This is a genomic window from Mariniflexile jejuense, from assembly GCF_042675665.1.
In the GTDB taxonomy this organism is placed as follows: Bacteria; Bacteroidota; Bacteroidia; order Flavobacteriales; family Flavobacteriaceae; genus Mariniflexile; species Mariniflexile jejuense.
Genome location: NZ_JBHTJI010000001.1, coordinates 2109638 through 2132188, shown reverse-complemented (window position 1 = coordinate 2132188; position 22551 = coordinate 2109638). Strand labels below are relative to the sequence as shown.

Annotated in this window: 21 protein-coding genes; 12 read left to right on the top strand and 9 right to left on the bottom strand. The window is 32.0% G+C overall.

Going from position 1 to position 22551, the window contains the following annotated elements; genetic code table 11:
* Positions 1-63: 63 nt before the first annotated feature.
* Complete coding sequence (locus tag ACFQ1R_RS09080) at positions 64-1011, bottom strand: DMT family transporter (protein WP_379925841.1); 948 nt, start codon at positions 1009-1011, stop codon at positions 64-66.
* Between the two features lie 111 nt (positions 1012-1122).
* Here ACFQ1R_RS09080 and ACFQ1R_RS09075 point away from each other — a divergent pair, with 111 nt between their 5' ends.
* The 4 genes from ACFQ1R_RS09075 to ald all read left to right on the top strand — a co-directional run bounded on the left by ACFQ1R_RS09075 (position 1123) and on the right by ald (position 6046).
* Positions 1123-4080, top strand: coding sequence for a leucine--tRNA ligase (locus tag ACFQ1R_RS09075; protein WP_379925840.1), 2958 nt, complete (start codon positions 1123-1125; stop codon positions 4078-4080).
* Positions 4081-4184: 104 nt separating this feature from the next.
* Positions 4185-4496, top strand: coding sequence for a DUF6370 family protein (locus tag ACFQ1R_RS09070; protein WP_379925839.1), 312 nt, complete (start codon positions 4185-4187; stop codon positions 4494-4496).
* 3 nt (positions 4497-4499) lie between these two features.
* Positions 4500-4751 (top strand): SemiSWEET family sugar transporter, encoded by a 252-nt coding sequence (locus ACFQ1R_RS09065; RefSeq protein ID WP_379925838.1) that lies wholly within the window; start codon positions 4500-4502, stop codon positions 4749-4751.
* A 194-nt stretch (positions 4752-4945) separates the two neighbouring features.
* The gene (gene ald / locus ACFQ1R_RS09060) at positions 4946-6046 is read left to right on the top strand and encodes an alanine dehydrogenase (protein ID WP_379925837.1); all 1101 of its coding nucleotides are present in this window, start codon (positions 4946-4948) and stop codon (positions 6044-6046) included.
* Between the two features lie 9 nt (positions 6047-6055).
* On the opposite strand, the gene ACFQ1R_RS09055 is transcribed toward ald, so the two are convergent.
* Genes ACFQ1R_RS09055 through ACFQ1R_RS09045 form a run of 3 tightly spaced genes read right to left on the bottom strand, consistent with a single transcriptional unit; the run spans position 6056 to position 8582 of the window.
* Complete coding sequence (locus tag ACFQ1R_RS09055; protein WP_379925836.1) at positions 6056-6799, bottom strand: class I SAM-dependent methyltransferase; 744 nt, start codon at positions 6797-6799, stop codon at positions 6056-6058.
* A 2-nt stretch (positions 6800-6801) separates the two neighbouring features.
* On the bottom strand, positions 6802-7515 hold the full coding sequence (locus tag ACFQ1R_RS09050) for a glycosyltransferase family 2 protein (protein WP_379925835.1): 714 nt from the start codon (positions 7513-7515) through the stop codon (positions 6802-6804).
* Between the two features lie 56 nt (positions 7516-7571).
* Positions 7572-8582: a hypothetical protein gene (locus ACFQ1R_RS09045; protein ID WP_379925834.1), complete on the bottom strand. Its 1011-nt coding sequence runs from the start codon at positions 8580-8582 to the stop codon at positions 7572-7574.
* A gap of 412 nt (positions 8583-8994) precedes the next feature.
* On the opposite strand from ACFQ1R_RS09045, the gene ACFQ1R_RS09040 reads away from it, so the two are divergent.
* The 4 genes from ACFQ1R_RS09040 (at position 8995) to ACFQ1R_RS09025 (ending at position 13279) form a co-directional block, all read left to right on the top strand.
* Complete coding sequence (locus ACFQ1R_RS09040; protein WP_379925833.1) at positions 8995-9690, top strand: zinc metallopeptidase; 696 nt, start codon at positions 8995-8997, stop codon at positions 9688-9690.
* Between the two features lie 79 nt (positions 9691-9769).
* Positions 9770-11542: a MutS-related protein gene (locus tag ACFQ1R_RS09035; RefSeq protein ID WP_379925832.1), complete on the top strand. Its 1773-nt coding sequence runs from the start codon at positions 9770-9772 to the stop codon at positions 11540-11542.
* Positions 11543-11605: 63 nt separating this feature from the next.
* On the top strand, positions 11606-12751 hold the full coding sequence (locus tag ACFQ1R_RS09030; RefSeq protein ID WP_379925831.1) for a methionine aminotransferase: 1146 nt from the start codon (positions 11606-11608) through the stop codon (positions 12749-12751).
* A gap of 60 nt (positions 12752-12811) precedes the next feature.
* A complete protein-coding gene (locus ACFQ1R_RS09025; RefSeq protein WP_379925830.1) occupies positions 12812-13279 on the top strand; it encodes a hypothetical protein in 468 nt (155 codons plus the stop codon).
* A 22-nt stretch (positions 13280-13301) separates the two neighbouring features.
* Here the strand turns inward: ACFQ1R_RS09025 and ACFQ1R_RS09020 are convergent, their stop codons facing one another.
* Complete coding sequence (locus ACFQ1R_RS09020; protein ID WP_379925829.1) at positions 13302-13835, bottom strand: GNAT family N-acetyltransferase; 534 nt, start codon at positions 13833-13835, stop codon at positions 13302-13304.
* A 45-nt stretch (positions 13836-13880) separates the two neighbouring features.
* Here ACFQ1R_RS09020 and ACFQ1R_RS09015 point away from each other — a divergent pair, with 45 nt between their 5' ends.
* Positions 13881-14660 carry an amidohydrolase gene (locus tag ACFQ1R_RS09015; protein ID WP_379925828.1) on the top strand — a complete coding sequence of 260 codons (780 nt, stop codon included), beginning with the start codon at positions 13881-13883 and terminating at the stop codon, positions 14658-14660.
* Here ACFQ1R_RS09015 and ACFQ1R_RS09010 read toward each other — a convergent pair.
* The gene (locus ACFQ1R_RS09010) at positions 14647-16254 is read right to left on the bottom strand and encodes an Ig-like domain-containing protein (RefSeq protein ID WP_379925827.1); all 1608 of its coding nucleotides are present in this window, start codon (positions 16252-16254) and stop codon (positions 14647-14649) included. The genes ACFQ1R_RS09015 and ACFQ1R_RS09010 overlap by 14 nt on opposite strands.
* Before the next feature lie 59 nt (positions 16255-16313).
* Positions 16314-16991, bottom strand: coding sequence for a ComF family protein (locus ACFQ1R_RS09005; protein ID WP_379925826.1), 678 nt, complete (start codon positions 16989-16991; stop codon positions 16314-16316).
* Between the two features lie 128 nt (positions 16992-17119).
* On the opposite strand from ACFQ1R_RS09005, the gene ACFQ1R_RS09000 reads away from it, so the two are divergent.
* On the top strand, positions 17120-18661 hold the full coding sequence (locus tag ACFQ1R_RS09000) for a glycine--tRNA ligase (RefSeq protein WP_379925825.1): 1542 nt from the start codon (positions 17120-17122) through the stop codon (positions 18659-18661).
* 85 nt (positions 18662-18746) lie between these two features.
* Here the strand turns inward: ACFQ1R_RS09000 and ACFQ1R_RS08995 are convergent, their stop codons facing one another.
* Together ACFQ1R_RS08995 and ACFQ1R_RS08990 are read right to left on the bottom strand one after the other, a co-directional pair.
* Positions 18747-19661, bottom strand: a complete 915-nt coding sequence (locus ACFQ1R_RS08995) for a tetratricopeptide repeat protein (protein WP_379925824.1) — start codon at positions 19659-19661, stop codon at positions 18747-18749.
* A gap of 60 nt (positions 19662-19721) precedes the next feature.
* Positions 19722-20264, bottom strand: a complete 543-nt coding sequence (locus ACFQ1R_RS08990; RefSeq protein WP_379925823.1) for a hypothetical protein — start codon at positions 20262-20264, stop codon at positions 19722-19724.
* 200 nt (positions 20265-20464) lie between these two features.
* Between ACFQ1R_RS08990 and ACFQ1R_RS08985 the strand changes: the two genes are divergently transcribed.
* Both ACFQ1R_RS08985 and pckA read left to right on the top strand, forming a co-directional pair.
* A complete protein-coding gene (locus ACFQ1R_RS08985) occupies positions 20465-20851 on the top strand; it encodes a DUF423 domain-containing protein (protein WP_379925822.1) in 387 nt (128 codons plus the stop codon).
* Positions 20852-20912: 61 nt separating this feature from the next.
* Positions 20913-22529 carry a phosphoenolpyruvate carboxykinase (ATP) gene (gene pckA / locus ACFQ1R_RS08980; RefSeq protein WP_379925821.1) on the top strand — a complete coding sequence of 539 codons (1617 nt, stop codon included), beginning with the start codon at positions 20913-20915 and terminating at the stop codon, positions 22527-22529.
* The last annotated feature ends 22 nt before the right edge of the window (positions 22530-22551 follow it).

The window sequence follows — 22551 nt, the reverse complement described above, 5'->3', positions numbered from 1 at the left end:
TATTATGCTAAGTATTACAACGTTTAAAGTTTTAATAATGTTTTACAATAAATTAAAAGAAGCCTATTTTTTTTGTGGTTTGCTAATAATATAAACACCAGTAGCCACAAGTACACAGCACAAAATTTTAATAAAGTTTATGTCTTGCGCGTATTGACTTTGTACAAAAACGTATGCCAAAATGCTAACCAAAATAAAACTAACTACGGGTTGTAAATACACGTAACTACTTGTAACAGAAGGTGACAAATGGTTTAATGAATAGATGTTAAATAAGTATGCAAAAAAGGTTGTAAATAAAACCACGTAACCAACAGTTAAATAAGTATTGGTGGTAAAGGCCTCAAAATTAGTGTTTAAAAAATCTGAAATTCCAAACGGGAAAACATACATAAACCCAAAGAAAAACACCCAACTAGCTACGGTAATAGCGTGGTATTTTTTCATTAAGGTTTTAGCCAATACAAGATACAATCCATAGCTACATGCATTCAGGAAAACAAACAAATTACCTAAAAATGAACTTGTTCCAACAGTTTTGTTACCATATAAAATTAAAAAAACAGCACCAACACCAGCAATTGCAATACCAATTACTTTGTTATTAGTGACACGTTCTTTCAAAATAAGAATACTAAAAATTAAAACTAAAACAGGTGTTGCTGTTTGTATGATAGAAGCATCAATAGGCGATGTTAAATTAATACCATGAAAAAAAAGTAATTGGTTCGCAGCACCTCCAAACAACCCACAAAGTGCAAGCATTAGTAAATCTTTTTTTTCAACTTTTTCTTTAACAAACAAGAATTTAATGCCCCAAAAAAGAAGCATACAACAAGAAAGCCTAATAAAAACAAAAGCCGTTGGGTTAATTTTATCAGGCATAATGCCTTTTGCTATAATGTAGTTGGCGCCATAAATAATGTTAGCGCCTAACAATGCTAAATGCGCTTTGGTGGTATTTTTTATCAAACCAAAATGATGTTTAAGCGGCGAAATTACAAATTGCATTCTAAACAAAACTTTAAATAGCAGTTATATTTAATGATATATAAAGCGAAACGCTTTTTGTTTTCTTTAGAAAGCGTAAATTTGCGCTTTTAAAAGCAGAAATACAGAGCGATGATATACAATTTCAACGATATAGAAGCCAAATGGCAAAAATATTGGGCAGAAAACCAAACGTTTAAAGCAGAGAATAATTCGGAAAAACCTAAATTTTATGTGTTAGATATGTTCCCATATCCAAGTGGAGCAGGCTTGCACGTTGGGCATCCGCTTGGGTATATTGCATCTGATATTTATGCACGTTACAAACGCCATCAAGGGTTTAATGTATTACATCCACAAGGGTATGATTCTTTTGGGTTGCCTGCGGAACAATATGCCATTCAAACTGGGCAACATCCTGCGATTACAACTGCTGAAAACATCAAAACCTACCGCCGTCAATTAGACCAAATTGGGTTTTCATTCGATTGGTCGCGTGAAGTTCGTACATCCGACCCGAGTTATTATAAATGGACACAGTGGATTTTTATTCAATTATTTAATTCTTGGTATAATACCGATTCGAATAAAGCCGAGGATATTTCAACATTAGAAAACATATTTGCTTCGGAAGGAAATTCAAAAGTAAATGCGGTTTGCGATGACAATATTGAACCGTTTTCTGCTGAAGATTGGAAAGCTTTTGATTTAAAAAAACAACAACAAATATTACTACAATATAGACTTACTTATTTAGCCGAAACTGAAGTTAACTGGTGTCCTGCATTGGGAACGGTGTTGGCAAATGATGAAATTGTAAATGGTGTTTCCGAACGTGGTGGACATCCTGTAATTAGAAAAAAAATGACCCAATGGAGTATGCGTATTTCGGCGTATGCCGAACGTTTGCTTCAAGGGTTGGAAAAAATAGATTGGACCGATTCTTTAAAGGAAAGTCAACGTAACTGGATTGGAAAATCGGTTGGAGCATCCGTTAAGTTCAAAGTTCAAAGTTCAAAGTTCAAAGTTGAAGAACCAACAACCAGCAACCAACAACCAACAACTATTGATGTATTTACTACACGTCCCGACACCATATTTGGCGTAAGTTTCATGACGCTTGCACCAGAACACGAACTAGTATCAAAAATAACAACACCAGCACAAAAAGCGGAGGTTGAAGCCTATATTTTAGCAACCGCAAAACGTAGCGAGCGTGATAGAATGGCCGATGTAAAAACCATTTCAGGCGCGTTTACAGGTGCGTATGCCGAACATCCGTTTACCAAACAACCTATTCCGGTTTGGATAGGCGATTATGTTTTGGCAGGTTACGGAACAGGTGCGGTGATGTCCGTTCCATGTGGCGACCAACGCGATTACGATTTTGCAAAACACTTCAATATCTCCATTCCAAATATTTTTGATGGTGCCGATATTTCTCAAGAAGCTTATGCTTCAAAAGACAATGTTGTGATTGCCAATAGCGATTTCCTTAACGGATTAAACTATAAAGAAGCCACCAAAAAAGCCATTCACGAGCTTGAAAAATTAGGTCAAGGCAAAGGAAAAACCAATTACCGTTTGCGCGATGCCGTTTTTAGTCGTCAGCGTTATTGGGGTGAACCATTCCCAGTGTATTATGTAAATGGCATGCCACAAATGATTGATGCAAAACATTTACCAATACGTTTGCCCGAAGTTGAAAAATATTTACCAACCGAAACCGGCGAACCACCATTAGGTAACGCCACAGTTTGGGCTTGGGACACCAATAAAAATGAAGTTGTTTCCAACGATTTGATTGACAATAAAACCATTCACCCATTAGAGTTGAACACCATGCCTGGGTGGGCAGGAAGTTCGTGGTATTTTAACCGCTATATGGACCCCGACAATACCGAAGCATTTGCAAGTAAGGAAGCTTTGAATTATTGGAAAGATGTCGATTTATACATTGGCGGAAGCGAACACGCCACGGGGCATTTACTATACTCACGTTTTTGGCAAAAATTCTTGTTTGATAAAGGATTGGTACCTGTTGATGAATATGCTAAAAAGCTAATTAACCAAGGAATGATTTTGGGGACTAGTGCTTTTGTTAATGTGTTGAGGATAGAAGATTACTCTGATAAAGTGGTTTTTGCTTCATCAGATTTATTAAAATCAAATATCTCAAATAAGGAAAATTTTACTGAGTTTGCGTTAAAGATCTCAGAACCTATTTTTAAAATGACAGGTTCTAATTCAAAGGTAGAACAAGTTTATTTATTGCATACGGATGTGTCTTTAGTGAATTCATCGGATGAATTGGATATAGAAGCTTTTAAGAAATGGCGACCTGAATATAAAAACGCAGAATTTATTTGTGAAGAAGATGGGACTTTCAAAGTAAAACGCGAAGTCGAAAAAATGTCCAAATCCAAATACAACGTAGTCAATCCAGACCAAATTTGTGTTGATTATGGCGCCGACAGCTTACGTCTTTACGAAATGTTTCTTGGTCCTTTAGAGCAATATAAACCTTGGAATACCGCTGGTATTACAGGTGTGCATGGTTTCCTTAAAAAACTATGGAAATTGTATGTTGGCGAAAACGGATTGCTTGTAAATGATACAGAACCTTCAAAAGAGAGTTTAAAAACACTTCATAAAACCATTAAAAAAGTACTGGAAGATATCGAGAATTTTTCATTCAACACGTCGGTTTCTACGTTTATGATTGCGGTAAACGAATTGACTTCTCAAAAATGTACTTCAAAAGAAATTTTAGAACCTTTGTTAATTTTATTGTCACCGTATGCACCTCACATTGCAGAAGAATTATGGAATCAATTAGGGCATAACGAATCGATTTCATCAGCACCTTTCCCAAAATTTGATGCCAGTCATTTAGTAGAAAGCAGTAAAAATTACCCAATTTCTTTCAACGGAAAAATGCGTTTTACCTTAGAATTACCTATGGATTTTAACGCACAACAAATTGAAGAAGCAGTAATGGCAAACGAAAAAACCCAAGAACAATTGCAAGGTAGAACGCCTAAAAAAGTCATTATTGTTCCTGGTAAAATTGTGAATATTGTTGGCTAATGTTATTGCGAGGCACGAAGCAATCTGCTTCTTGCTTAGTTCGAATTTCAATTTGAAATATTGCTTCATGCCTCGCAACGACAACTCATTTAAAACAATGAATTATGAAAAAATTAATTCTGGTTTCTATTTTGGTTTTGACTTTTTCTTGTGCTAAAGAAAAGGCCAATAAGCAAATTGTAGAACTTTCTTGTGGGCAATGTCAATTTAATTTAACCTCTCAAAAAGGTTGCGATTTAGCAGTTCGTATAGAAGGCGAATCGTATTTTGTAGATGGTGCACATATTGATGATTTTGGTGATGCGCATGATGAAGGTACAGGGTTTTGCGAAGTAATTAGAAAAGCGGAGGTTGAAGGAGAAGTAGTTGATAATAGGTTTAAAATAAGTTCAGTGAAGTTGCTGGATAAAAAATAAAAGATGGAAATAATAGGTTTTTCAGCAGCAATATTAACAACAGCTGCATTTTTACCACAAGTTTATAAAACATGGAAAACCAAAGATGTTTCAGGTTTGTCATTACCTATGTTAATCATGTTTTTTGTGGGTGTTTTTTTGTGGCTCGTTTATGGGTTTTATAAAGAAAGTCCGTCCATGATTTTTGCTAATGCTATTACGGTAGTTTCGGCTTTCTTCTTAATGTATTTCAAAATTATATATAGCAAAAAATAGTTTTCAAGAATTAAGTTTTCTTCATTTTAAAATGAAAATTTATTTCCTACTAAATCGATATGGATTATTTAATTGCTAACAAAACGTTAAATTCAATGATTATTATTCATTAAAAATAGCTATTTTGCTTTTTTCTTCAATCTATTGTTTTAATTTTGCACTGTTTTTAAAACTAACTTAATATTTTTTCTGTTATGAAAATTGGTGTTCCTATTGAAATTAAAAATAATGAAAACAGAGTAGGTATGACGCCTTCTGGAGTGTTTGAACTTACTAAAAGAAACCATGAGGTTTATGTGCAAAAAAATGCTGGATTTAATAGCGGTTTTTTAGATGAAGATTATGTAGGTGCTGGAGCAAACATTCTTGAAACAATTGAAGAAGTTTACGCCATTGCTGAAATGATTGTAAAGGTAAAAGAACCAATTGAACATGAATATAATTTAATAAAACCAAATCAAGTAGTATTTACATATTTTCATTTTGCATCAAGTGAAGCACTTACCAATGCTATGATACATAGTAAGGCTGTTTGTATAGCTTATGAAACGGTTGAGGATGAAAACGGAACGCTACCATTACTAATTCCAATGTCGGAAGTAGCAGGAAGAATGTCTATCCAACAAGGTGCGAAATATTTAGAAAAACCAATTAAAGGTAGAGGTATTTTATTGGGTGGTGTACCTGGTGTGCCACCAGCAAAAGTATTAATTTTAGGAGCAGGAGTAGTTGGTTACCAAGCGGCTAAAATGGCAGCAGGATTGGGTGCTTTGGTTATTATTATGGATATCAATATGAAAGCATTACGTTATGTAAGCGATTCGATGCCTAATAATGTTATTAGCGAATTTTCAAGTGAATATAATATTAGAAAACATATAAAAGACTCCGATTTAATTATTGGTGGTGTATTACTAAAAGGTGCAAAAGCACCAAAACTAATAACCCGTGATATGTTAAAGGAGATGCGTCCTGGAACTGTAATTGTTGATGTGGCAGTTGATCAAGGAGGTTGTTTTGAAACTACTAAACCAACTACACACCAAGACCCAACGTATATTATTGATGATGTAGTACATTACAGTGTTGCCAATATGCCCGGAGCTGTTCCATATACATCAACTATGGCATTAACAAATGTTACCTTGCCATATGTAATTAAATTAGCTAATGAAGGTTGGGAACAAGCATGTAAAAACAATGCCTCTTTAGCTAAAGGATTAAATATTGTAAAAGGAGATATAGTATATAAAGAAATAGCGGAAGCTTTTGATTTGGAATATCAAACATTGTAAGCCAAAGGCTTACAATGTTTTTTTGCCAACAATTATTGTAGATAATCCAAAGGTGTTAAAAATTACCTTATCTATTATTTTAATAATTGGTACAAGTGTATTGTAAAATTTCATTTGTTTTTTAGGGATTGTTTTATTTTTTAAAATTTTTCCGCTCATGTACCATCCAAATATGCCAATAAAATTAAAATATTGTTTGTGTATTAATTCAAAATCCGATTTTGAAAACACATTGGCAAGTGAAGTTTTAGTGTACCTTCTATAGTGACCAAGTTCCTCATCAAATTGGTTAAAAAGGCTTTGGTATGATGGTACCAATATGATAACATTTCCATTTTTGGAAAGTAGTTTGTGGCAATTTTTTAATGCTAGTTCATCTTCGTATATGTGTTCTACAACATTAAGAGCAAAAACGGTATCGTATTTTTGTGAATGATTTTTGTATTTTTCATCAAAATTAGCATCTGTTAAATTTATTGTCTCAGTTCCAGAGAAGTTTTTAAAGGTTTTGAATTTTTTCTCTAATTCTAAGCAATAACCAACGCGAATGTCACTTAAAAAAATATCGTAACCATCCTTGATAAAGAAATGTGAAATGTTACCAATCCCACTTCCAATTTCTAATATTTTTCCTTTACAGTAAGGTTTAATTGTTTCATACATCCATTGGTTAAACTTGTATGCTTCAGAAATAACATTAAGTGTAATGGCGCCAGAAAGATCTTCTTCTTCAAACTTTATTTTTTCTGTCATTTTTAGAATAAATTATATTTTAATATACAGTAAATGGCACGTACACCATCTTTCCACCCTATTTTTTTGCCTTCTTCGTAGGTTCTTCCGTAATAAGATATCCCGACTTCATAAATTCTAATATTCTTAATTTTAGAGATTTTAGCTGTAACTTCTGGCTCAAAACCAAAACGTTTTTCTTTTAAAACCAAAGGTTTAATAACCTCTTTTTTGAAAAGTTTGTAGCAGGTTTCCATATCAGAAATATTAATACCTGTAAATAAATTTGAAATAAAAGTTAGGAATTTGTTTCCTATGGTATGGAAAAAGAAAAGAACTCTATGAGGTTTTCCACCAACAAAACGAGAGCCGTAAACTACATCGGCATATCCATCTAGCATTGGTTTGAGTAGTAAATTGTATTCATTTGGGTCGTATTCTGTATCGGCGTCTTGTATAATTATGAAATCGCCATTTGCTTCAAATATACCAGTATGTATAGCTGCGCCTTTTCCTTTGTTTTTTTCATGGCGTAATACTTTTAATAAAATGTCTGGGTTAGTTGTTTTGAATTTGTTGATAGATTCAGGTGTATTATCATTTGAGCAATCATCAACAATAATAATTTCTTTTTCTACATTTTCAATAAGTTTTACTTGTTTTATCTTTAAGAGAATCAATTCAACAGTATTTTGTTCATTGAAAGTTGGTATTATTATAGATAATTTTTTGCTCATTATTCCATTTTAGATTTTAATAATTGTATAACAATTAGCAAATTTTAAGGTTTAATTTAATTTATAATTTTCTTTTGAAGGTTTAAAAGCCCTAGAGATGCAAACATACAATAAAGCGGTAGTAAAGGAACCAAAAAACGTGATGCAGATAATGGTCCAGTTAGTAGTGTTACATATATTATAATAAAAAAAGCAAGCCATAAAACAGGAGAAACAGTTTTGTAGTTAGTAATCCAAAATTTACCAAAACCGAATAATTTTATTAAATTAAGGATAAGGATTATAGGTAAAAGCAATATAATTATTATAGGTTGCTTTTTAAAGTAATTGAAAGCTCCAGTTATACCGTTGCTGTTAAGATGCTCTAAAAAGCCTACTTCATTTTTGTTGTTAAAGTTAAAAAAGTTATACAAATCGAATCTGCCTGGGTCTATAAACATCCTGAAGCTACCTTTAAAATGAAACCAAGTATAGCTTAAAAAATCTTTTTTAATATATTGTGTAGAAAGCGATTTTATTGCCTGTTGTTTTTCTTTGTAAGAATCTAATTGAGCGATTTCATTGTCTATTTTGTCATTTATTTTATGGGCATAATCCTTATTGTATTTATTGGTTTGAAAATACAATAGATTGTAGTTTTTTAAAGCCAAATTCTGAATGCTCGAAAATTCAAAATGTCCTGTTCTTTGCTCGTTCCAAGACATATACATTACTAAAGCTAAAACAGGAATTAAACTGAAAAAAGCCGCTTTTGATATATATTTGGAAAGCCAAATACAAATAAGAATATTAGGGATAACAAACAGATAAAATACGGGTTTGGTTAAAAATAGCAACACAATAATCAATTGGAAACCAAATAGCCACCATAAAGATTTTTTTGTAATTGTATTTTGAAAGGCATAGCATAAAAGAATAATTAAAAATTGTAAAAGTATCTCGCTCATTAAATAATTTGCATAAATAAACTGGCTTATTGATGCTGCTATCAATACTATAAATATTTTATGCTTGTTAGTAATATTGAAGTGTTTATTGAAAATACTAATAGTCAATAAAATGTTCATTATTGAGAGAGCGTTTTGAACAAGTAGCACTAATAGTTTAGATTTGCTAAAAAAAGAGAAAAGCAGTATAAATAACCCATAAGCGGGAGGTCTTTTTGTGAAGTTTTCAATTACAATAGGCTCGTCTAAGCTGCCACAATAAAACATGAACTGGGTTTTTATATTCTTGGCTAAGTAGCAGTAATCATAAGAATCTTCAAGAAAAAAATTTCCAAGAAAAACTTTTGTAATAAAAAAAATGAGGTGTATAATTATAAGGAAAATTAATACGGAACGGTTGTTTTTTAAAAAGCCCATTTTTTATATAAAATCCAAAAGTATTAAATTTTCGTTTAAATAACTGACATAATATCATATATACCAATTTGGCGTTATTTTTGTTATATTTAGTTCGTAATTAAAATTTAAAACAATGATTGGATATTATATATTATTAGGAGGCATAGCACTAGTAAGTTGGCTAGTAAGTAGTACTTTAAAGCGAAAGTTTGAAAAATACTCTAAAATACAATTACGTAATGGCATGAGTGGTGCTGAAATTGCTGAAAAAATGCTGGCAGACCACGGTATTACTGATGTTGAAGTTATTTCTACACCAGGGCAATTAACAGACCATTATAACCCAAAAAATAAAACAGTAAATTTAAGCGAATCTGTTTACAACCAACGTAATGCGGCGGCGGCGGCTGTTGCTGCGCATGAGTGCGGACATGCAGTACAACATGCACAAGCATACGAATGGTTAAAAATGCGTTCGGCTTTAGTGCCTGTAGTTAGTGTAACCTCTGGCATGTCACAATGGGTAGTTATTGGTGGTTTAATGTTGGGTGCTGCTGCAGGACTTGGGTTTGGCTATTATATAGCTGTAGCTGGTTTGGTAATGATGGCATTTGCAACAGCCTTTAGTTTTATAACCTTACCTGTAGAATACGATGCAAGTAACCGTGCATTAGCTTGGTTAAAAAACAAAAACATGGTTTCGCAACAAGAATATGCAGGTTCTGAAGATGCACTTAAATGGGCAGCAAGAACGTATTTAGTTGCCGCTATTGGTGCTTTAGCTTCTTTGGTATATTGGGCACTTCAGGTTTTTGGAGGAAGAGACTAAAAATCTTTTAAATTATAAAATCAAAGCTCTGGAGTTTTTCAGGGCTTTTTTGTTTCTTTATACATCATAAAATACACAAATGAGTAACCCATTATCCTATTATCAAAAACACCTAGAAATCTATAAAACAGAAACCCAAAAGTTGCACAAACAAATAACAGCTTTAAGTATTTATAGAGTATTGGTTTTTGGTGTAACATGTGTAGGTATTTATTTCACGTTCAAGCAATGGCAAATCACTGTTTTAATTGGTGTTTTAGGCACAGTCATTTTTCTTTATTTATTATCAAAATATAATGATGTTAAAGCTAAAAAACAGTTTAATGAGGCTTTAGTAGTAATAAATAATGAAGAAATAGAAATTTTATCGGGCAATTTTCATCATAAAAATGAAGGCTTACAATTTCAAGACCCAAAACATTTTTACAGTTTAGATATCGATTTATTTGGTCGCGGCTCTTTCTATCAATTTATAAATAGAACTACTATAAATGAAGGTTCTCAAAAATTAGCCAATGCATTAAAAGCTAATGATGTTAACAACATTAAATTAAGGCAAGAAGCCATAAACGAATTAAGTTCTAAACCAGAATGGCGACAATTTTATACAGCAACCTCTAGTTTAGTCACCATTAATACACCTGCTAAAAGTATTATAAAATGGCTGCAAAACTATAAGTCATTTTTACCAAAACAAGTAAAAAGGTTGCCTTTAGGTTTTAGTATAGTTACCGTTGTTTTATTCGCTTTGGTATTTTTAAATGTAATTACAAATCAAGCTATTATAGGCTATTGGTTGCTTGCGGGTTTAACAATATCTGGGTTTTATGTGAAGCAAATTAATACATTAGCTTCGAATACCGATAAGGTAAAGGAAACGTTTCGCCAATACGCATTACTTTTAGATTTGATTGAAAATGAAACGTTTTCTTCAAAATTATTAAAACAAAAACAACAGCAAATTCAACAAGAAGGAAAGCAAGCTTCGGTTATTTTTAAAGAACTTTCAAAATCCATAGATGCTTTAGATAACAGAAATAATTTTGTGTTTGCCATTTTTGGAAATGGTTACTTTCTAGCAGATATAAAAAACAGTTTTCACATAGAACAATGGATTGAAGAACATGCTGAAAAAGTAGCAGATTGGTTTGAAGTGGTGTCGTTTTTTGATGCTTATAATTCTTTAGGGAACTTTACATTTAACCATCCTGATTTTGTATTTCCTGAAATTTTAAACAACGGTTCTGTAATAAAAGCAAAAGCATTAGGGCATCCATTGTTAAATAAAAACAAGCGTATTGATAGTGATTTAACCATAGAAAACGAACAATTTTTTATTGTTACAGGCGCAAATATGGCTGGAAAAAGTACGTTTTTAAGAACCGTATCGTTGCACATAGTTATGGCAAATATGGGTTTGCCTGTATGTGCAAAATCCAGTAGCTATTCACCAGTGAAATTGATAACTAGTATGCGAACTAGCGATTCGTTAACTGATGACAGTTCATACTTTTTTTCAGAATTAACACGACTTAAATACATTGTTGATGCTATTCAAAAAGAACCTTATTTTATTGTTTTAGATGAAATTTTAAAAGGCACAAACAGTACCGATAAAGCTATTGGCTCAAGAAAATTTGTCGAAAAATTAGTAGCTTCAAACGCTACTGGTATTATTGCAACTCACGATTTAAGTTTATGCGACATTGAAAACGAACTTGAAGATGTAAAAAACTACTACTTTGATGCCGAAATTATAAACGACGAACTTCATTTTGATTACACATTAAAAACGGGCATTTGTAAAAATATGAATGCGTCATTTTTACTAAAAAAGATGAATATTGTGTAAGTTTAATTGATTTAAGATTTTAGACTTTAAAAACTAACAACACAACCTGCCAACCATCAACTAATGAATCACCAATCGAAACTTCCAAATGTAGAAACTACCATTTTTTCGGTAATGAGTGGTTTAGCTACTAAGCATCAAGCTATAAATTTATCGCAAGGGTTTCCAGATTTTGATAGCGACCAAAAACTTATCGATTTGGTTAGTAAAGCTATGAATTCGGGCTACAACCACTACGCGCCCATGCATGGAAATTTAGAACTTCGTGAAGCTATTGCAAAAAAATTCGAGTTGCTTTACAATGCAAGCTACCATCCAGAAAGTGAAATTGTTATTACCGCAGGAGCAACTCAAGCCATTTTTACCATTATTACAACCTTTATCAAACCAAATGATGAGGTTTTAATTTTTAGACCAGCGTATGATAGTTATCAACCAAATATTGAGTTAAATGGCGGAAAAGTAGTTGCAATTCAATTACATGCATCAAATAATTTTAAAGTTGATTGGAATGAAGTAAAGGGTAAAATAAACCCTAAAACTAAAATGATTATTATTAATACACCACACAATCCTACAGGTACCATTTTCTCGAAAAACGATATGCTTCAGCTAGAAAGTATAACCAAAAACACCAATATTATTGTGTTAAGTGATGAGGTTTATGAACACATGATTTATGATGGCGAAACGCATCAAAGTGCCTGTTTATTTCCAGATTTAAAAGTAAGAAGTTTTGTGGTGGCATCATTCTGCAAAACATTTCATAATACGGGTTGGCGAGTTGGATATTGTTGTGCGCCTAAAGAATTGATGGAAGAATTTATTAAAGTACATCAATTTAATGTTTTTTGCATACATCATCCCACACAAAAGGGTATTGCAGATTATATGCAAGAGCCAAAATATTATTTAGAATTATCAGAATTTTATCAAGAAAAACGGAATTTATTCTTAAATTTAATAAAGGATTCTAAGTTTAAATTTACACCATCAAAAGGTACCTATTTTCAGGTTTTAGATTACTCTGAAATTACGCAAGAATACGATTTGGAGTATGCTAAAAAATTAACAATAGAATCTGGTATAGCTTCCATTCCGCTGTCAGTATTTAACACTAATAAATTAGATAACAAAGTGTTACGGTTTTGTTTTGCAAAAACAGATGAAACTTTAAAAAAGGCAGCAAATATATTAAACCAGATTTAAGTGACTTTTTAGTAAATAATAAGTCTAAAAAAATAGAAAACAATTTTAAAATTAAAAAAAATGAGATTAGTAGCAGTATTACTGTTTTTAGGTTTCGCATTTAGTGTGCAAGCTCAAGAAGTAAATGTAAACGGAACCACTTACAAAATTAAAGGAAAAACTATTTTGCTTGATGATGCAGATGTAACAACAACTTTATCTGCCGAAGAGCAATCGGGTATTTGGGAAGCTTTTAATAAACAAAAAGCACTCGACAAAGAACGTGAAGCAGCTGAAAAAGCGATAAAAAAAGCCGAAAAAGAACAAAAAAAGGCTGAAAAAAGATTGAAAAAAGCTGAAAAAGAAATAAAAGCTAAGGAAAAAGCTCAATCTAAATTTGATGATGCAAATGATGATTATAACGATGCCATTAAAAAGTATGAAAAGCTTAAAAGAAAAGGAAAATTATCTCCTAATGATGAAGCTAAGTGGCTTGAAAAAATAGCAGATTTGAAAGAAGATATAGAAAAAGCCAAAAAGAAACTTTAATAAAAGCATAAAAGAGAGACAATTACTGTCTCTCTTTTTGTTTCAAATCTAGTTTGTACAGCAAATCAATTTGTTTGTCTGCTCCAATATAAAAGTTATGAGAACCAAATTTTTTAAAGCCAATTCGTTCATAAAATCTAATGGCGTTAACGTTTTTTTCCCAAACACCAAGCCACAAAAACGCTGCATTTTTTTCAATTGAAATAGTTATAGCTTGGTTTATCATAAATTCACCAATTTTTTTTCCTTGAAATGTTGAAATAACATAAATACGCTCCAATTCAATGGATGCAGCCTTAAGATTTTCGGTTTGCGCTTCCTTTTCATTCAGTTTAAAATATCCAACAAGTTGATTATCTAAGTACAAAAAATAAAAAGACATGTTAGGGTTTAGTAATTCTTTTTTTATTGAATCTTCACTAAAAGCATTGTTTACGTAAGCTAAAAAATCAACCGGATTGTTGTCTTTTTCAAATGCATTTATAAAAGTATTTCTTGAAATTTCTACAAGAGCTTCAAGATGACTTAAATTGCATAAAGTGATTGATAAATTCATAACTCAAAAAACTTAAAATAATAAAAAAATAATTACTTTTAAGTTATGGAAGATAAACTTAAAGTAGCTATAATTCAGTCTGATTTAGCTTGGGAAAGCCCTAAGCAAAATAGAAAAAACTTTTCAGAAAAAATAGAAAGTATTGGAAAAACGGTTGATGTTATAGTGCTTCCAGAAATGTTTGCAACAGGCTTTACTATGAATGCGCAAACTGTTGCCGAAACTATGGACGGAAAAACAGTATCTTGGATGCAAAAAAAAGCTATAGAAACACAGGCTGCCATTATTGGTAGCCTTATTATTTTAGAAAATAATAAGTACTATAATCGTTTGCTTTTTGTTAAACCTTCTGGAACTATTTCAACCTATGATAAACGCCATACATTTACACTTGCAGGCGAAGATAAAGTGTACTCTGCAGGTACAGAAAAAGTGATTATAAATTATAAAGGTTGGAAAATTTGCCCCTTAGTTTGTTACGATTTGCGTTTTCCTGTTTGGGCAAGAAATGTGGAAAATTATGATGTTTTAATGTATGTTGCCAATTGGCCAAAACCTAGAGTTTTAGCTTGGGATGCTTTGCTAAAAGCACGTGCTATTGAAAATATGACTTATGTTGTAGGTGTAAACCGTGTAGGTTTAGATGAAGCTCAAAATGAATACTCGGGCAATTCGGCAGTATATGATGTGTTAGGAAATATAATATCTAACATAAAACCAAATAAAGAGCAAGTTGAAGTTGTTGTTTTAGATAAGAATCACATTCAATTTTACAGAAACAAACTTAAGTTTTTAGATGATAAAGATGCTTTTACTCTGATGTAAATTCTAGTGTTTCAGGATAACCCCAATCTGCTCGAACTTCTATTTCTTTAAAATGACTTGCCTTTTCGGGTTGTATTTTTTTAAGATAGCTACCTGTATCAAATATACCATTACCATTTGTATCGTGTATAACCCGAATATAGTAGGTGCTTGGTTGTAGGTTTAAAAAGTCGATAGTTTCTGGCTTGGTAGTGTATTTTTCGGCTTTCACATCGCCTTTTTCATTGGTTAGTTGTACTATAAGCGGATATTTTGCATTAACTAAAGTAAAACGCACAAAGCCAAAATCGGATGCTTTTCTAGTACTTAAGCTATATTGTAATGTATCATTTTTGTTGTCAAAAAAATCGGTGAAAGCTTCGGGTAAAACCATCATGCTGTATTTGCCTTCTTCTTTCTTTTTAAAGTTGAAAGCATAAGTATTTGTAATTGAATCGTATTCGGTTGTAAAATCAACTTTAACCGAATCTTTATCAATTAAGTTAACTCTTGAAATATCAAAATTTACAAACGGAATATTTCCTGAAATTTTAAAAGGTTCATCAATACCAATAGTTCCTGAAGGATTAGCATTAATCATCAATGAATCTTTCTTTTGTTTTCTAATTTTCACGTTATAATCGTTATCAAAAGTGGTGTGCGATACGTTTAAAATAAGCGAATCAACTTCCAATTTTGGTTTGTACCAAAAGTAAAGAGTGTCTTTTTTTTCGTCTTTTGTGGTGCGGTATTTAAAATCAGGAGGTAATTCAGATTTTACCTTTATTTTCATTTTAGTATAATCGCCTTCATAACCAACAGCTATTTTTTGTGTGGCAGCCAAAGCAGGACGAACAGCTTTAAAATCTAACGCTTCAGAAAATAATTTTAAGGTGTAAAGCGAATCGGTTGGAACCGTAATAAAACTTTTGTGAAACGCAATTTGATCGGTTTTTTGCTGAAATTTATTATCACTATTCCCATCTTTCAACGCCATAAGCATATATTTTCCAGCTTTTATGTTTTCAATAGAAAATGTGGTAACACTATCTAAGGTATTGGTAATGTACTTAGGTTTTTTTTGATATACAATTGAATCTGTAAACGTTGAATCTACTTCATAAAGTGCCACATTTACAAAGGTTTCAGGTTGCCTTTTCAAAGCATCAACAATGTTTCCTTTTACACTAAGTGAATCTATATAACTTCCTGTTGAAAACACATATCGGTAATACGGGTATGGGTTGCCTTCATTATTATCAACAATACTATTTCCAAAGTTAAAAGCATATGTTGTATTTGGTTGCAGTGTGTCAAAAATTTTAATTGTAATGTATTTGCTTGCACCACCAAGCGGTGTAATTTCTGGTTGCGTTGTCATTGGTGGCGAAATGATGAGTTGTTTTTGAATATCCTTCATTTTAACATACTCATCAAAATAAATTTTGATAATCTTACCTTTAAAATTGGTGTTGAAGTTTTTTGGTAATTCCTCTAAAATTTTTGGTGGTATTTCGTCTTTCGGACCGCCATCAGGCGTACCTCTATTAGCGCAGTTTACAAAAACGAGACTAATACAAACCAATAAAACAACATTATAAAAGGCTTTGTTCATTACCAATTTCAAAATTTTTTACAAACCTACATAATTTTAAAGATATAACGGTAAACCCGTTATGCTATTGCCATAGTAGCAATGCTTATTTTTACATTTTTTGCTTTGTTAAGTACCATTATGCAAGCTTCAAGTGTTGCTCCAGTAGTAATTAAATCGTCTACCAACAAAATGTGTTTGCTTTCAATAGGTGTAGTACTGGCAATGTCGAATAATTCATCATTGTTTATCCAACGTGCTAGCCGGTTTTTTATAGTTTGCGATTTTGTGTTAGATACTTTCACCAAAACACCATCAACATACTCTGCATTTAAAGCTAATGCAAGTTGTTGCCCAAATTTAGCCACTTGGTTATAGCCTCTTTTTTTTAGCTTCTTTTTGTGTAGTGGTACAGGAATTACAATATCAATATCCTTATAATTTTCTAAAGTTTTCAGTTCACTACCAAGCCAATTTCCTAGTAAAACACCAATATTTTCGTAACCTCTATACTTCAATCCGTGTATAAGTTGTTGTACTAATCCTTTTTTTTCAAACCTAAAAAGTGCGGTACCATTTTCAATAATTGCCCTGCCGTAAAGCACTTTTTTAATAGCATCATCATTATCAAAATGAAAATTAGTCACTGGCAAATCATGTCTACAATCCACACAAATGGTATCTTCATTATCATTCAGTAAGTTAAGGCAAGCGTAACATACTTTTGGGAATAATAAATCAACAATTGGTTTAAGCATTTTGCAAAATTTATATTTACTAACAAAAATTAGCCACAAATACACGAATATAAATATTTATTAGTGAATTAGTGGCAAATTTTAATCAATAACGCATTTAGTTTGGTGCGGTTTTTTATTTTTGCACCATGGTAAATAATGATGATCAATTTAAAAAGGTAATCTCTCATGCAAAGGAGTATGGTTACGTGTTTCAAAGTAGTGAAATCTACGATGGATTAAGTGCAGTTTACGACTATGCGCAAAACGGTGCAGAATTAAAGAAAAACATACGCGACTACTGGTGGAAAGCCATGGTGCAAATGAATGATAATATAGTAGGTATAGACTCTGCCATATTTATGCATCCAACCATTTGGAAAGCGTCTGGACATGTTGATGCGTTTAACGACCCATTAATTGATAATAAAGATTCAAAAAAACGCTACAGAGCCGATGTGTTAATAGAAGACTATTGCGCTAAAATTGAAGCAAAAATTGATAAAGAAGTTGAAAAAGCAGCAAAACGTTTTGGCGATGCTTTTAATAAAGAAGAATTTGTAACTACCAACACGCGTGTTGTAGAATATCAAGAAAAAATAAATGCAACGCTTTCGCGTATGGCAAAATCGTTGGAAAGTGAAGATTTAGCCGATGTTAAAGCTTTAATAGAAGAACTGGAAATTGCCGATCCATTAACAGGTTCTAAAAACTGGACCGATGTTAAGCAATTTAACCTAATGTTTGGAACAAAACTAGGCGCATCAGCTGAAAATGCGATGGATTTATACCTACGGCCAGAAACCGCGCAAGGTATTTTTGTAAACTTTTTGAACGTTCAAAAAACGAGTCGTCAAAAAATTCCATTTGGTATTGCACAAACAGGAAAAGCTTTTAGAAATGAAATTGTTGCAAGACAATTTATTTTTAGAATGCGCGAGTTTGAACAAATGGAAATGCAATTTTTTATAAAACCAGGTACGCAAGTAGAATGGTATAACCATTGGAAAGAAACGCGTTTAAAATGGCATTTAAGTTTAGGTATGGGTGCTGATAATTATCGCTTTCACGACCATGAAAAACTAGCACATTATGCCGATGCAGCAGCAGATATCGAGTTTAAATTTCCATTCGGGTTTAAAGAATTAGAAGGAATTCATTCGCGTACTGATTTTGATTTAAGTCAACACGAAAAATTCTCTGGTAAAAAATTACAATATTTTGATCCAGAAGAAAATAAAAGTTATGTGCCATATGTATTAGAAACATCAATAGGTTTAGACCGTATGTTTTTAGCAGTTTTTTCAAATTCTTTAGTTGAAGAAGAATTAGAAAACGGAACCACACGTACTGTTTTAAAACTACCAAGCGTATTAGCGCCTATAAAAGCGGCTGTTTTGCCTTTAGTTAAAAAAGATGGGTTGCCAGAAATTGCAAAACAAATTGTAGATGATTTAAAATGGGATTTTAATGTAGATTACGATGAAAAAGACGCAGTAGGGCGTCGTTACAGAAGGCAAGATGCTAACGGAACACCATTCTGCATTACTGTAGATCACGATACGTTAAATGATAACATGGTTACAATTCGCCACAGAGATTCTATGGAACAAGAACGCGTTAAAATTGAAGATTTAAGAAACATTATTAAACAAGAGGTAGATGTACGTACTTGGTTAATGAAAATGTAATGAATTCTCCCGAAGGCGGGAATCTTGTAATAAAAAAAACCAAGCATAACATGCTTGGTTTTTTTATTATATATAGGTTCGGGTTTTAATCAGTTGTTAATTGAGATTTTAAACTCTTTAAAATTTTTATTGCATTATCGTTATTTGGGTTTAACTCAATTGATTTTTTGTAGTTTTCAATTGCAGCTTCTTTGTTTCCCATTTTTAAAAGGCACTCTGCATAGCTGTCATAGGTATTAAAGGCTTTAGGATGTAATTTAATATTAAGTATAAAGATTTTTAAAGCATCAGCATCCTGTTGTTTATTCATAAGTGTATAGCCAAAACTATTTAATCCTTTTTCTGAAATGTCATATTTTGGGTTGTTCTTATCTTCATTTTCAATAATTTCAATGATATTTTCAATCGATTGGCTGTTTGTTAATTCAATCAATTTGGTTCTATTCATGGCTAAAACCCTTTCTTTTTGTTCAGCTAGTGTAGGAACGCCATATTTTATTCTTTCAGAATTAGAAATTTTCGTAGTATCTATTTCTGCCGATTCCCAAGGTTCGTTTGGTCCTTTTCTGTTGTATTGTGTTCCGTAAATTTGAGGTTTATTTATACTTAGTAAATGTCTGTCTATAGCAGCAGCTAAAAGCCATTTGTTTGCAGTCGAATCTAAATCTACAGACTTTTTCATAAGTTCAACTGCCATGCGATAATGGATTGAATCTAAACCGTGTTGAAAAATCATAGCAGCATTTTTATAATCCAAAGAGGTGTGAACTTTGTTAGAGTTTAATAATTCAATGACTCTAATTCTTCTTAAGCTATCATTTTTACCTAATAAGTCCCAATCGACATCGTTGTAATTTCCACTTCTGTCCAATTGGTCCTTTTTGTATATCTCAATTAATTCTAAGTTGTCGCTAATATTTGCTTTTAGATTAAATGTTTGTTTTTTAGTTTTGCAAGAGATGATAATTGTGATAATGCCAAATAGTATCGATTTTCTCATTTATTTTCTGTAAGTTATTGAATTACGAATCTAGTAATTTTGTTTTTAATGAAGCTTTATTTAAAATCGATAACCTAATGTAATTCCTATTTTTCCAACAAATTTAAGGTCTGTATTACTGTAATCATTAAATAAATTTCTGCCAAAACCAAGATTTAGTTCGCCTACAAAACCATTATTCGTAACCCATTTACCACCAACACCAATTCCTAGAGCAAAATCGGTAATAGATTTCTTTTCAAAGTCGTTTAAATTACTGTTAAAGATAAATTCATTGACAGAGTTTAGCATTCCAAACCCTTCAATAAAAAAACCAGCAGCATATTTTTTCCCAAAGTAAAAACGGTAATAAGGAGATATATAATAGTTAACATCGTCTTTTACTTCTTCATCAAATGGTAAAAAAACAGAAAAGCCAACACCAGATTCTTCGTTAATTGTACGTTCATATGTTACTTCAAAAGAGCCAGCTATTAAAAATAAACCATTTAATTTTAACTCGTTAAAGTTTTCTTTTTCAGAAATTTGGGTTTCAGTTTCTTGAGAAAAAGATATTATAGAAATAAGTGAAAATATTAGTGTAATTAAAGGTAGTTTCTTCATAAAAAAGAGTTGTTTTAAGTTGCTTGTAATATTAAACAAATAATTGTATATTTTAAATAATATCTTACAAAATTAATGCAATAATGATGGGTTTTTAAAAGCAATAACTAAAAGTTTTTGGCAGTAATTTTTGTTAAGTAACTTTGTATATTTTTAAAAACACTTTTTAAAGAAGCGCAATAAATTAACAGCCATTTTATATGAACAAAACAATATTAATAACCGCATCAATTTTAGGTGTTACTGGCATTATTTTAGGTGCATTTGGTGCACATTTATTAAAAGAATTAATTTCAGTTGAAGCACAACAAACTTTTGAAACAGGTGTTAGGTATCAAATGTATCATGCTATTTTTTTGCTGTTTGTTGGTAATTCGGTGCTTATTAGGCAGCGCGCTAAAAAGCAAATTTATTTTTTAACCCTATTAGGTATAATTTTATTTTCAGGTTCTATTTATGGTTTGGCAACAAATGTGCTAACAACGTTCGATTTTAAAATGATAGGTTTTATAACACCAATTGGTGGGTTACTTTTGATTGTGTCGTGGATAATTATTTTTATTAATTTCTTAAAAATGAAATCATAAAATAAGAAAAATATAAATATAATGTATTATTTTTGTATATAATATAATTTGAAACAGTGTTATGATAAATTACGACCAGATTACTAAGACGATTTCGTTGGAAAATTATGGAATAAAAAACGCCAAAATTAGATATCAATTATCACCAGAGCAACTTCATGCTATTACTATTGAAAAAGGACAAGGTGTAGAAGCTTCTTCTGGTGCTTTGGCAGTTAATACAGGTGAATTTACTGGGCGTTCTCCACAAGATCGATTTATTGTTGAAGATGATATTACCCGCGATCGTGTTTGGTGGGGAAACATCAACATTCCATTTGATGCAGAGAAGTTTGATGCGTTGTACAATAAAGTAACAGACTATCTATCTAACAAAGAAATTTTTGTTAGAGATTGTTTTGCATGTGCAGATGATAATTACAAATTAAACATTCGTGTAGTTAATGAATATCCTTGGAGCAACCAGTTTGCATCAAATATGTTTTTACGACCTACAGATGAAGAATTAAAAGATTTTGAATTTGAATGGACAGTTATAAATGCACCAGGTTTTATGGCAAATCCAGAGGTTGATGGTACACGCCAACACAATTTTGCTATTTTAAATTTTACAAGAAAAATAGCCTTAATTGGTGGAACAGGTTATACAGGTGAAATAAAAAAAGGTATTTTTTCAGCCTTAAATTTTATTCTTCCTGTCTATAAAAACACCTTGCCAATGCATTGTAGTGCCAATGTTGGAAAAGACGGTGATACAGCTATTTTCTTTGGATTGTCTGGTACGGGAAAAACAACGCTTTCTACCGATCCAAATAGAAGTTTAATAGGCGATGATGAACATGGATGGACTGCTGAAAATACAGTATTTAATTTTGAAGGTGGTTGTTACGCTAAAGTAATTAACCTTTCAAGAGATAACGAACCCGAAATTTATGATGCCATAAAAAAAGGAGCGATTTTAGAAAATGTTATTTTAGACGCTAATGGCGATGTTAAATTTGAAGACACATCCATCACGCAAAATACACGCGTTAGTTACCCAATTGAACATATTGAGAACATTCAAGTACCTTCTATTGGGAAAAATCCAAAAAATATTTTCTTTTTAACAGCCGATGCTTTTGGGGTATTACCTCCAATTTCAAAGTTAACACCAAGTCAGGCTGCATATCATTTTATATCAGGTTATACAGCTAAAGTAGCAGGTACTGAGGCAGGTGTTTTAGAGCCTACACCTAATTTTTCGGCATGTTTTGGTGCACCTTTTATGCCATTACACCCTACCAAATATGCTGAAATGTTAAGTAAGAAAATGAAAGATTCTGGTGTTAATGTTTGGTTAGTAAATACCGGCTGGACAGGTGGACCTTATGGTGTAGGAACACGTATGAAGTTAAAATACACAAGAGCCATGATTAATGCGGTATTAAATGGCGATTTAGGCTTATATAATTATGATAATTACCATATACACTCGGTTTTTGGAGTTGCACAACCTAGAGAATGTCCTGGTGTGCCAACTAGTGTGTTAAGCCCAAGAGCTACATGGAATAATGATGAAGCCTATTATACAACTGCTTTTAAACTTTCTAATGCATTTCGTGAAAACTTTAAAAAATTTGAAGCCTTTGCTAGTGAGGAAATTAGACGTGGCGGACCGCAACGCTATGCATTTTAATAAAAAAAGGGATGATTTTAAA

What these genes read in the sequence shown, in the direction of transcription:
- ACFQ1R_RS09080 (WP_379925841.1), bottom strand. Translation starts at nt 1,011, where the DNA reads ATGCAATTTGTAATTTCGCCGCTTAAACATCATTTTGGTTTGATAAAA.
- ACFQ1R_RS09075 (WP_379925840.1), top strand. Translation starts at nt 1,123, where the DNA reads ATGATATACAATTTCAACGATATAGAAGCCAAATGGCAAAAATATTGG.
- ACFQ1R_RS09070 (WP_379925839.1), top strand. Translation starts at nt 4,185, where the DNA reads ATGAAAAAATTAATTCTGGTTTCTATTTTGGTTTTGACTTTTTCTTGT.
- ACFQ1R_RS09065 (WP_379925838.1), top strand. Translation starts at nt 4,500, where the DNA reads ATGGAAATAATAGGTTTTTCAGCAGCAATATTAACAACAGCTGCATTT.
- ald (WP_379925837.1), top strand. Translation starts at nt 4,946, where the DNA reads ATGAAAATTGGTGTTCCTATTGAAATTAAAAATAATGAAAACAGAGTA.
- ACFQ1R_RS09055 (WP_379925836.1), bottom strand. Translation starts at nt 6,799, where the DNA reads ATGACAGAAAAAATAAAGTTTGAAGAAGAAGATCTTTCTGGCGCCATT.
- ACFQ1R_RS09050 (WP_379925835.1), bottom strand. Translation starts at nt 7,515, where the DNA reads ATGAGCAAAAAATTATCTATAATAATACCAACTTTCAATGAACAAAAT.
- ACFQ1R_RS09045 (WP_379925834.1), bottom strand. Translation starts at nt 8,582, where the DNA reads ATGAACATTTTATTGACTATTAGTATTTTCAATAAACACTTCAATATT.
- ACFQ1R_RS09040 (WP_379925833.1), top strand. Translation starts at nt 8,995, where the DNA reads ATGATTGGATATTATATATTATTAGGAGGCATAGCACTAGTAAGTTGG.
- ACFQ1R_RS09035 (WP_379925832.1), top strand. Translation starts at nt 9,770, where the DNA reads ATGAGTAACCCATTATCCTATTATCAAAAACACCTAGAAATCTATAAA.
- ACFQ1R_RS09030 (WP_379925831.1), top strand. Translation starts at nt 11,606, where the DNA reads ATGAATCACCAATCGAAACTTCCAAATGTAGAAACTACCATTTTTTCG.
- ACFQ1R_RS09025 (WP_379925830.1), top strand. Translation starts at nt 12,812, where the DNA reads ATGAGATTAGTAGCAGTATTACTGTTTTTAGGTTTCGCATTTAGTGTG.
- ACFQ1R_RS09020 (WP_379925829.1), bottom strand. Translation starts at nt 13,835, where the DNA reads ATGAATTTATCAATCACTTTATGCAATTTAAGTCATCTTGAAGCTCTT.
- ACFQ1R_RS09015 (WP_379925828.1), top strand. Translation starts at nt 13,881, where the DNA reads ATGGAAGATAAACTTAAAGTAGCTATAATTCAGTCTGATTTAGCTTGG.
- ACFQ1R_RS09010 (WP_379925827.1), bottom strand. Translation starts at nt 16,254, where the DNA reads ATGAACAAAGCCTTTTATAATGTTGTTTTATTGGTTTGTATTAGTCTC.
- ACFQ1R_RS09005 (WP_379925826.1), bottom strand. Translation starts at nt 16,991, where the DNA reads ATGCTTAAACCAATTGTTGATTTATTATTCCCAAAAGTATGTTACGCT.
- ACFQ1R_RS09000 (WP_379925825.1), top strand. Translation starts at nt 17,120, where the DNA reads ATGGTAAATAATGATGATCAATTTAAAAAGGTAATCTCTCATGCAAAG.
- ACFQ1R_RS08995 (WP_379925824.1), bottom strand. Translation starts at nt 19,661, where the DNA reads ATGAGAAAATCGATACTATTTGGCATTATCACAATTATCATCTCTTGC.
- ACFQ1R_RS08990 (WP_379925823.1), bottom strand. Translation starts at nt 20,264, where the DNA reads ATGAAGAAACTACCTTTAATTACACTAATATTTTCACTTATTTCTATA.
- ACFQ1R_RS08985 (WP_379925822.1), top strand. Translation starts at nt 20,465, where the DNA reads ATGAACAAAACAATATTAATAACCGCATCAATTTTAGGTGTTACTGGC.
- pckA (WP_379925821.1), top strand. Translation starts at nt 20,913, where the DNA reads ATGATAAATTACGACCAGATTACTAAGACGATTTCGTTGGAAAATTAT.